This window comes from Polaromonas sp. (genome assembly GCF_030682935.1).
Classification (GTDB): Bacteria; Pseudomonadota; Gammaproteobacteria; order Burkholderiales; family Burkholderiaceae_C; genus Polaromonas.
This window is the reverse complement of record NZ_JAUXNA010000246.1, coordinates 1-7729: the sequence shown is the minus strand read 5'-3', so window position 1 is coordinate 7729 and position 7729 is coordinate 1. Positions and strand designations below refer to the sequence as shown.

The following is a 7729-nucleotide window of genomic DNA, read 5'->3' as shown; positions in this document are numbered from 1 at the left end:
ACGCTGCACGAACTGGCGGCGGTGTACGGTGTCAGCGCCGAGCGCATTCGCCAGATTGAAGTTGCAGCCATGAAGAAAATGAAGAAGGTGCTGGCGACCTATGCTTGAACCTGGATTCCCCAGTTGACCGCTTGGTTTCATCTTCTACCGTCCTTGCACGCCGCCATTCAAAAAGGCCTGCTCCCTCAAAAGAGCAGGCCTTTTTAGGGTCCTGCTGCCTCTTGCATCCGCAAGGCCTGGGGACGAGGACGATCAGGAATTCTTCAGCAGCAGGCGAATGTCGGACGCCAGGGATTCAGCGCCGCTGCCGTAGCGGGTATAGAGCCGAACGCGGCCCTTTCCGTCAAAAACGTAGCTGCCTGCCGAGTGGTCCATGCTGTAGCTACTGGGTGTTTTGCCTTCAACTTTCTTGTAATAGATCTTGAAGTCCTTGGCGACCTCAGGCAGTTGGGCCAGCGTGGGCCGCAACGCCAGAAAAGAGGGGTCAAAGTTACCCATGTAGGCTTTGAGCAGTTCTGGGGTGTCCCGCTCGGGGTCGACCGTGATGAAGATCGCCTGCAGCTTGTCGCCATCCGGGCCAAGCAGCTTCTTGACCTGCGCCAACTCGGTCAGGGACGTGGGGCAGACATCGGGGCACTGGGTGAAACCGAAAAAAACCACCACGATCTTGCCGGCAAAGTCTTTGAGCGTGCGCACCTGGCCGTCTTGGTCGGTCAGGGAAAATCCCTGCGCGTAGTCGGCGCCCGTCAGGTCAATGCTCTTGAACTGCGGCTTGTCCGCAGAGCAGGCCGTCAAAAGGCCTGCCGTCATCGCCAGCGCCACAGCGCCAGCCAGTGATTTGACAGCGCGACGGCGGCTGGGCAGCATAAGGGAAGTTTTCATACGAGGTAGTGGTCCAGCAGCAGGGCTGCAAATAAGGCAGAAAGATGAATCAGCGAAAAACGGAAGGTCTTGCGTGCCAGTTCATCGGAGTAATTGCGCCACAGGCGCCAGCCATACCAGCAAAAGCCGATGCTGAGCACCACGGCCACCACCAGGTAGAGCCAGCCACTCATATTGAAGACAAAGGGCATCAGACAGGCTGCGAACAGCACCAGGGTATATAAAAACACCTGCAAGCGCGTGAATTCGTTGCCGTGCGTGACCGGCAGCATGGGCAGGCCCGCCTTGCGGTAGTCCTCCACACGGTAGAGCGCCAGCGCCCAGAAGTGCGGTGGCGTCCAGAGAAAAATGATCAGGAACAAAATCAGCGCTTCAGGGCTGACCGAGCCTGTCATCGCGGCCCAGCCCAGCACGGGCGGCATGGCGCCAGAGGCGCCGCCAATCACGATGTTCTGGGGCGTGAGCGGCTTGAGAATCACGGTATAGACCACCGCGTAGCCCACAAAGGTGGCAAAGGTCAGCCACATGGTGAGCGGGTTGACCCACACGTACAAAATTGCCGAGCCCAAGGCACACAGGCCGGCGGAGAACGTCAGTGTGAGCAGATTGCTGAGCTCACCCCTGGCCGTGGGTCGCCAGGCTGTGCGCCGCATTTTGGCGTCTATCTGCTGCTCGACCAGGCAATTGAACGCTGCAGCGGCACCCGCTACCAGCCAGATGCCGGCACAGGCGATCAGTGCCAGCCTCACCTCGGGCCAGGTCGGGACACCAGGAACCGCCAGCACCATGCCGATCAGGGCGCAAAAAACAATAAGCTGCACCACGCGCGGCTTGGTCAGCGCGTAAAACTGTCCGAACCGGGACGGAACGCGGGTCGTGGAAGCCAAAGCGGCGGGCGGGTTGCGGGGGGTCATGGGAAATCGCTAAGCCTTCAATTTTGATGCGGGCGCCGTCTCGAGGATGCTGCGGCTTGAAAAAATGACACCGGTGAGCACCACCACCAGCGCCGCAGCACCGCCTGTGTGCGCCACGGCCGCCACCAGGGGCCAGCCCAGCACCACATTACTCAGGCCCGTGGCAGCCTGCAGCAAAGTGAGGCCCGCCAGCCAGCGGGCCTGCACACGAAAGGCAGGCACGCGGTGCAAGCTGAAGGCCAGCGCCAAAAGTACCGCAAACACCAGGTAAGCCGCCAGACGATGCACATAGTGGATCGCCGTGAGCGCCTGAAAGCTGATGTTGGCGCCATCATGGCCCGCGCCCAGTTCGCGCCACAGCGTGAAGCCCTGCTTGAAGTCCATGGCCGGCCACAACGAATTCTGGCAGCTGGGAAAATCCGTGCAGGCGAGCACCGCGTAGTTGGTACTGACCCAGCCACCCAGGGCGATCTGCAGCCACAGCAAGGCAAACGCGGCGATGACAAAAATCCGGGTGCCGGTGCTTAAGGGCGTGCGCGTGGCAGCGGACTTTTCTTCCAGTAGCCCATAGCGAACCGACTGTGCGCGCAGCAGCGCCAGCAGAACCAGCCCTCCCAGCAAGTGCAGGGTGACAATTGCCGGGAACAGTTTCATGGTCACCGTAAGCGCACCGAATGCGCCCTGCAGGCAAACCCAAAGCAGCGTGACGGTAGGCCACCAGGGCGAGATCTGAGCTCCACGCTTTTCGCCTTGGGGCGTGCGCCGCTCATCGCGAAAAGCGATCCATGCGCTAAAGGTCAAAACGAGGATGAGCACGCCAACCCCCGTGGCCAGGTAGCGATGGATCATTTCTATCCAGGCTTTGGAATGCGTGACCGGGCCTGTGGGCATGGCGCTTTGCGCGGCGTCAATATGCATCCGTGCGCCCACCGGGCTGGCGCTCCCGTAGCAGCCCGGCCAGTCAGGGCAACCCAGGCCGGAGTCGGTCAGGCGGGTAAAGGCGCCAAAAATCACCAGATCGAAGGTCAGAAACAAAGTCACCAGCGTCAGCACACGCAGGCGCTGCGCGAGCGGCGCGTTCTTGTTGCGGACCCAGACCCACGCAAGCGGTCCGAGCGCCACGGCAAGGCCCATGAACATCAGGCGCAGGGCCGGACTCAGGTCGTAAAGAGTGGGGGTAGACATGGTGTGAAAATTGAACCGCGCAGCTTGTTTACAACTAGCGCCCGTCCTTGTCCCAGCTGTTGGAGGCACGCAGCAAGCGCTCCAGATCGCGCTTGGCTTTGGCCGCGGCGGGCCCATCCATGTTGGCCGGAAAACGCATCATCCAGTTGCCCAGCGGGTCCACCAGGTAAAGGTGGTCTTGCAAGCGCTGGCCCGGCGCAGGGACCAGCCATTGCGCCAGCGCAGCAGGCGCCACGCGCAACACCGTCGAGGCAGCCAGGGCAGGCAGCAAGGCATCGGCGACAACCGCTTCATCCTCTACCAGCCAGACGCGGTCCAGGCGGTCTTTTTCCCGGCCCAGCGACTCGCGCAACTGCCGCTGAAAATACAGGTTGCTCTCGCAGCGCGCGTCACAGGCACCGTCCGACACGCTCAGCAGCAGCCACTGGCCCTTCAGCCCGGTCAGCTCGCCGGCTTGGCCATCCAGCGTCCGGGTGGCCAGGGCTGGCAGGGGACGCTGCGGATTGATCAGCTCGCCGAAGTTGCGGCGACCCTCGGGACGAATCACGTAGTAGGTGAAGTAGGACGCGATCACCGGGCTGGCGCAAACCAGCAGCACGGCCAGCATTTTCCAGCGGCCTGCTGCGGTGCTGGGTGCCCGGGGACTGGGCTGATCAAGCATCGGCATGGCGTGCACCGTCAGGCCCAGCGGGTGATCTTGCGCTGCCGGGGTGGCTGCACTGCCAGGGGATGAAGAAGATTTCGGATGGTCGTTTGTCACAGCAGTCTATCGGGGCGTTTGGTAAGTAATTAGCGAGGTGATTGGGTACGTGGCTTGGTACGCAAAGGAAGGATCAATTGAAACCAGATAAACAAGATAAGCACCAGGCCGCACAAACCAAACCACTGGAAGGCATAACCGTAGTGTTTGTCGACCCCCAGATTGGGCGCAGCCCACTCACGCAGCAGGCCTTCGTTCGCCGCGTCCGTTTGCAGCAATGAAACCTCGAGCAGCGGCAAGCCGGTTTGCGTCCTGAAAGCAGGAATGTCCAGATTTTGCCGGATACGGCCGCTCTCGAGGCCCTTGAACTCATATAGCTTGGAAGGCGACGGGGCAATACGGCCCCGCACAGTGACGGACCCGGAGGGCGTTGTAATCGGGGCCAGGCGAGTGCGATCCGTGAAATCGCGCGGCACCCAGCCGCGCTGCACCAGAATAAGCTGCGAGCTGCCTTCCAGCGCCAGCGGCGTGATCACCCAAAAACCGGTTTTCCCGCTCATGGGCCGGTTGTCCAGATAGACCGTGTACTCGGGGTGCCAGGTCCCTTTCAGGATGGCTTGCCGATGGAGGACATCTGCCACATTTTTCCCGGCTGTCAGCCCGCGGCCATCAAGGATGGGAAGATGGTCCCGGGCGCCGATGGCCGCCTGAAGCGCTTCTTTCTGGGCTGCCCGGCGCAACTGCCACTGGCCCAGCGACAAGGTGGTTCCCGCCACCAGCACGGCGGCGAGCGTGATCAGCCAGAACCTGGGCGAGCGCAAAGTCAATGTCATGGACAGATAATCCGGCTCATGACTTATCTCGTTGCACTGGCATTCATCGCCATCATCGCCAGCCTGGCCTCCGCGCTCTTCTTTATGCTGAAGAACGGCACCGAGGGCAAACGCAAAACCAGCAACATGGCGCGCGCCCTGGCGTTTCGTGTCGGATTCTCGGTTTTGCTGTTTGTCTGCATTCTGATTGCGTGGAAACTAGGGTACATACAGCCCACCGGCATTCCGGCGGGCAAATAAAAAGCAAAGAAATCAAAACAAAAGCCGCTCAATGCGGCCTTTGTTTTGATGATCGCGGCCCGGTCCAGCGCGCATGAAGGTCGCGGGCAGCACCCCCCGCGACGCCAAGGGGCTGCCCGGCAGCCTTAGACCGATTTCCTGGCCAATACCTCAGAGCCAGTAAACAAGGATGTAAAGGACCAGCCACACCACGTCCACAAAGTGCCAGTACCAGGCTGCACCTTCAAAACCGAAATGCTTCTCAGGCGTGAAATGTCCTTTTTGCAGGCGCAGGGTGACGAACAGCAGCATCAGCATGCCGACAAACACGTGAAAGCCGTGAAAGCCCGTCAACATGTAAAAGGTCGAGCCATACACCCCGGACGTGAGCTTGAGGTTCAGGTCGGAATAGGCATGCATGTATTCGTAACCCTGCACAAACAGAAAGATGATGCCCAGCAGCACCGTCATCCACATGAATGCAATGGTGCGGCCCCGGTGGTTTTCGAGCAGTGCATGATGCGCAATGGTCAGGGTCACGCCAGAGCTCAGCAGCAGCGCGGTGTTGATGGTAGGCAACCAGAACGGCGTCATGGTCGTAAACGGCTCAATGATGTCCGCGGGCGATCCGGTCACGCCGGCGGCAAGACTGGGCCAGACCGCCTTGAAGTCAGGCCAGAGCAGCGCATTTTCCAGGCTTCCCAGTGCAGGCACCGAATGCGCGCGCGCCCACCAGAGCGCCGTGAAGAACGCACCGAAGAACATCACTTCCGAGAAAATGAACCAGCTCATGCTCCAGCGGAAAGACAGGTCGACCTTGCGACCGTACAAGCCGCCTTCGCTTTCAGCCACGGACTCGCGGAACCACTGGAACAGGGTAACTAGCCACCACACCATGCCGAAGGCCAGCGCCCATGCGCCCCAGCCCGCGCCATTGACCCACTGGGTAGCACCCATGATGACAAAAAACAGGCCAATAGCGGCCATGACCGGATGCCGGGAAGGGCTGGGCACGAAATAGTAAGGGGTTGCCCCTTGGGTTGCTGATGACATCGCTCGACTCCTGTTTTTTTCTCGAATTTTCAATAATCTTTTAATTCAAACCGTGATGCGCACTGTCGCACTTCCGGCTTTCCGACTTCTAGTGCGGAACGACCCAATTCACCAGCAACACCAGGGCGACCACAAATACCAAAACACCGCCCAGTCCGACCACGATGATGTGGACGAGGTTGAAATTTTGGGCATCTTTGTCGTAGGCATCGCGTCCACGCAGTCCAATGAAAGACCATGCGACTGCCTTGGCAGTACGCCAGATGGATTTTTTGGGAGACGCTCCGGCCATGCTCACACACCAGCCTGCTGGCCAGGCAACACCGCAGCAGAACTTGCATTGGACGTGCCTGGCACCGCAGGCGTCTTGCCGCCTACTTCAAAAAACGTGTACGACAGCGTGATGGTATTCACATCCTTGGGCAGCTTTGGATCAATGACGAAAGCGACCGGCCACTGTTTTTTCTCGCCCGGCGCCAGGGTGTACTGGTTGAAGCAAAAGCACTCCAGCTTGTTGAAGTGGGCCGCTGCTTGTGCCGGTGCGTAACTGGGAATCGCTTGTGCGGACATGGTGCGGTTCTGCGTGTTCTGAAATTCGTACATGACCGTGGTCAACTCGCCCGGATGCACTTCCAGCGTATTCCGGGCTGGCTTGAAATGCCAGGGACCACGCGCGTTGGCATCAAACTCCACCGTGATGGTGCGTGTGCGGTCAACTTGCGTGTTGGCGGGCAGATTCGGCGTCGCACCTGGAATTTGCCGATCCGCCAAGGCCAGTATGTTGATGCCGGTTACCTCGCAAATGGCCTTGTAGATGGGAACGAGGGCATAGCCGAAGGCAAACATGCCAAGCACGATAACGCCCAGCTTGCCCACCATCTTGAAGTTTTCGCGCTTGAGCTGCATCAGAGTTGCACCGGTTTGAACAATTTAGCCTGCATCGCCGGCTTAGCGGCCCAGGAAAATCATCTTGACCATGAAACCGGCAAAAAAGACCAGCGCGACTGACGCCAGAATCAATGCCAGGCGAAGGTTGTTTTTCTTTTGCTCAGGTGTCATGGTGCGGGTCGCCGGGTTGCTCAGCCAATCACGCGGGTTGCGCTTGCATCCAGCTTGGGTGGGGTTTCAAAGGTATGGAAAGGTGCGGGCGATGGAACTTCCCACTCCAAGCCCTCAGCGCCCTTGCCGCCTTCGTCGACCCAGGGATTCTTCCCGGCCGCTGCACCTTTGCCGCGCATCGTCGGCAAGACAATGAACAGGAAGAAATACAGCTGCGCGAAACCGAAGAAAAATGAACCCACAGAGGCAATTGCATTGAAGTCGGCGAACTGCATCGGGTAATCGGCGTAGCGGCGCGGCATGCCCGCCAAACCCAGAAAGTGCATGGGAAAGAAAGTCACGTTAAAGGAAATCAGCGACCACCAGAAGTGAATTTTGCCGCGGGTTTCGTTGTACATCACGCCAGTCCACTTGGGCGACCAGTAATAAAAGCCGGCGAACATGGCGAACAGCGAACCGGCCACCAGCACATAGTGGAAGTGGGCTACAACGTAGTAAGTATCCTGCAACTGGATGTCGATGGGCGCCACCGAAAGAATCACGCCGGAAAAGCCGCCCAGCGTAAACACGAAAATGAAGCCGACAGCAAACAGCATGGGGGTTTCAAACGTCATGGAACCCCGCCACATCGTCGCAACCCAGTTGAAAATTTTCACGCCGGTAGGCACCGCAATCAGCATGGTCGAGTACATGAAGAACAGCTGGCCCGTGACCGGCATTCCGGAAGTGAACATGTGGTGCGCCCACACGACAAAGCTCAGAATGGCAATGGACCCGGTGGCGTAAACCATGGACGCGTAGCCAAAAAGGCGTTTGCGCGAGAACGCCGGAATGATCTGGCTGACAATGCCGAAGGCCGGCAGAATCATGATGTAGACCTCGGG

The 7729-nt window shown here is 59.4% G+C and carries 12 protein-coding genes; 2 read left to right on the top strand and 10 right to left on the bottom strand.

Translation table 11 applies throughout. The features are described from left to right. On the top strand, positions 1 to 108 hold a 108-nt coding region (locus Q8K05_RS11415; protein ID WP_305246726.1), incomplete at its 5' end, for a sigma factor-like helix-turn-helix DNA-binding protein. 144 nt (positions 109 to 252) lie between these two features. Here the strand turns inward: Q8K05_RS11415 and Q8K05_RS11410 are convergent. The 5 genes from Q8K05_RS11410 to Q8K05_RS11390 form a co-directional block, all read right to left on the bottom strand. Beyond that, positions 253 to 882, bottom strand: a complete 630-nt coding sequence (locus Q8K05_RS11410) for an SCO family protein (RefSeq protein WP_305246723.1) — start codon at positions 880 to 882, stop codon at positions 253 to 255. After that, on the bottom strand, positions 879 to 1796 hold the full coding sequence (gene cyoE / locus Q8K05_RS11405) for a heme o synthase (RefSeq protein ID WP_305246722.1): 918 nt from the start codon (positions 1794 to 1796) through the stop codon (positions 879 to 881). The genes Q8K05_RS11410 and cyoE overlap by 4 nt, the downstream gene beginning before the upstream one ends. A 9-nt stretch (positions 1797 to 1805) precedes the next feature. After that, positions 1806 to 2981: a heme A synthase gene (locus tag Q8K05_RS11400; protein ID WP_305246721.1), complete on the bottom strand. Its 1176-nt coding sequence runs from the start codon at positions 2979 to 2981 to the stop codon at positions 1806 to 1808. A gap of 34 nt (positions 2982 to 3015) precedes the next feature. Further along, positions 3016 to 3648, bottom strand: a complete 633-nt coding sequence (locus Q8K05_RS11395) for a hypothetical protein (RefSeq protein ID WP_305246725.1) — start codon at positions 3646 to 3648, stop codon at positions 3016 to 3018. A gap of 122 nt (positions 3649 to 3770) precedes the next feature. Beyond that, on the bottom strand, positions 3771 to 4514 hold the full coding sequence (locus tag Q8K05_RS11390) for an SURF1 family protein (protein ID WP_305246720.1): 744 nt from the start codon (positions 4512 to 4514) through the stop codon (positions 3771 to 3773). Between the two features lie 18 nt (positions 4515 to 4532). Between Q8K05_RS11390 and Q8K05_RS11385 the strand changes: the two genes are divergently transcribed. Then, a complete protein-coding gene (locus Q8K05_RS11385) occupies positions 4533 to 4754 on the top strand; it encodes a twin transmembrane helix small protein (protein WP_305246719.1) in 222 nt (73 codons plus the stop codon). 150 nt (positions 4755 to 4904) lie between these two features. On the opposite strand, the gene Q8K05_RS11380 is transcribed toward Q8K05_RS11385, so the two are convergent. The 5 genes from Q8K05_RS11380 to Q8K05_RS11360 form a co-directional block, all read right to left on the bottom strand. Further along, complete coding sequence (locus tag Q8K05_RS11380; RefSeq protein ID WP_305246718.1) at positions 4905 to 5786, bottom strand: cytochrome c oxidase subunit 3; 882 nt, start codon at positions 5784 to 5786, stop codon at positions 4905 to 4907. 88 nt (positions 5787 to 5874) lie between these two features. Then, complete coding sequence (locus tag Q8K05_RS11375; RefSeq protein ID WP_305246724.1) at positions 5875 to 6078, bottom strand: DUF2970 domain-containing protein; 204 nt, start codon at positions 6076 to 6078, stop codon at positions 5875 to 5877. Positions 6079 to 6080: 2 nt separating this feature from the next. Next, complete coding sequence (locus tag Q8K05_RS11370) at positions 6081 to 6692, bottom strand: cytochrome c oxidase assembly protein (protein ID WP_305246717.1); 612 nt, start codon at positions 6690 to 6692, stop codon at positions 6081 to 6083. Positions 6693 to 6734: 42 nt separating this feature from the next. Next, positions 6735 to 6845 (bottom strand): cytochrome oxidase small assembly protein, encoded by a 111-nt coding sequence (locus tag Q8K05_RS11365; RefSeq protein ID WP_305246716.1) that lies wholly within the window; start codon positions 6843 to 6845, stop codon positions 6735 to 6737. A 20-nt stretch (positions 6846 to 6865) separates the two neighbouring features. Continuing rightward, positions 6866 to 7729: cbb3-type cytochrome c oxidase subunit I (locus Q8K05_RS11360; protein ID WP_305246715.1), on the bottom strand; the 864-nt coding region annotated here is incomplete at its 5' end.

Coding starts and splice junctions, on each gene's coding strand:
- Q8K05_RS11410 (WP_305246723.1), bottom strand. CDS start 882: ATGAAAACTTCCCTTATGCTGCCCAGCCGCCGTCGCGCTGTCAAATCA.
- cyoE (WP_305246722.1), bottom strand. CDS start 1,796: ATGACCCCCCGCAACCCGCCCGCCGCTTTGGCTTCCACGACCCGCGTT.
- Q8K05_RS11400 (WP_305246721.1), bottom strand. CDS start 2,981: ATGTCTACCCCCACTCTTTACGACCTGAGTCCGGCCCTGCGCCTGATG.
- Q8K05_RS11395 (WP_305246725.1), bottom strand. CDS start 3,648: ATGCCGATGCTTGATCAGCCCAGTCCCCGGGCACCCAGCACCGCAGCA.
- Q8K05_RS11390 (WP_305246720.1), bottom strand. CDS start 4,514: ATGACATTGACTTTGCGCTCGCCCAGGTTCTGGCTGATCACGCTCGCC.
- Q8K05_RS11385 (WP_305246719.1), top strand. CDS start 4,533: ATGACTTATCTCGTTGCACTGGCATTCATCGCCATCATCGCCAGCCTG.
- Q8K05_RS11380 (WP_305246718.1), bottom strand. CDS start 5,786: ATGTCATCAGCAACCCAAGGGGCAACCCCTTACTATTTCGTGCCCAGC.
- Q8K05_RS11375 (WP_305246724.1), bottom strand. CDS start 6,078: ATGGCCGGAGCGTCTCCCAAAAAATCCATCTGGCGTACTGCCAAGGCA.
- Q8K05_RS11370 (WP_305246717.1), bottom strand. CDS start 6,692: ATGCAGCTCAAGCGCGAAAACTTCAAGATGGTGGGCAAGCTGGGCGTT.
- Q8K05_RS11365 (WP_305246716.1), bottom strand. CDS start 6,845: ATGACACCTGAGCAAAAGAAAAACAACCTTCGCCTGGCATTGATTCTG.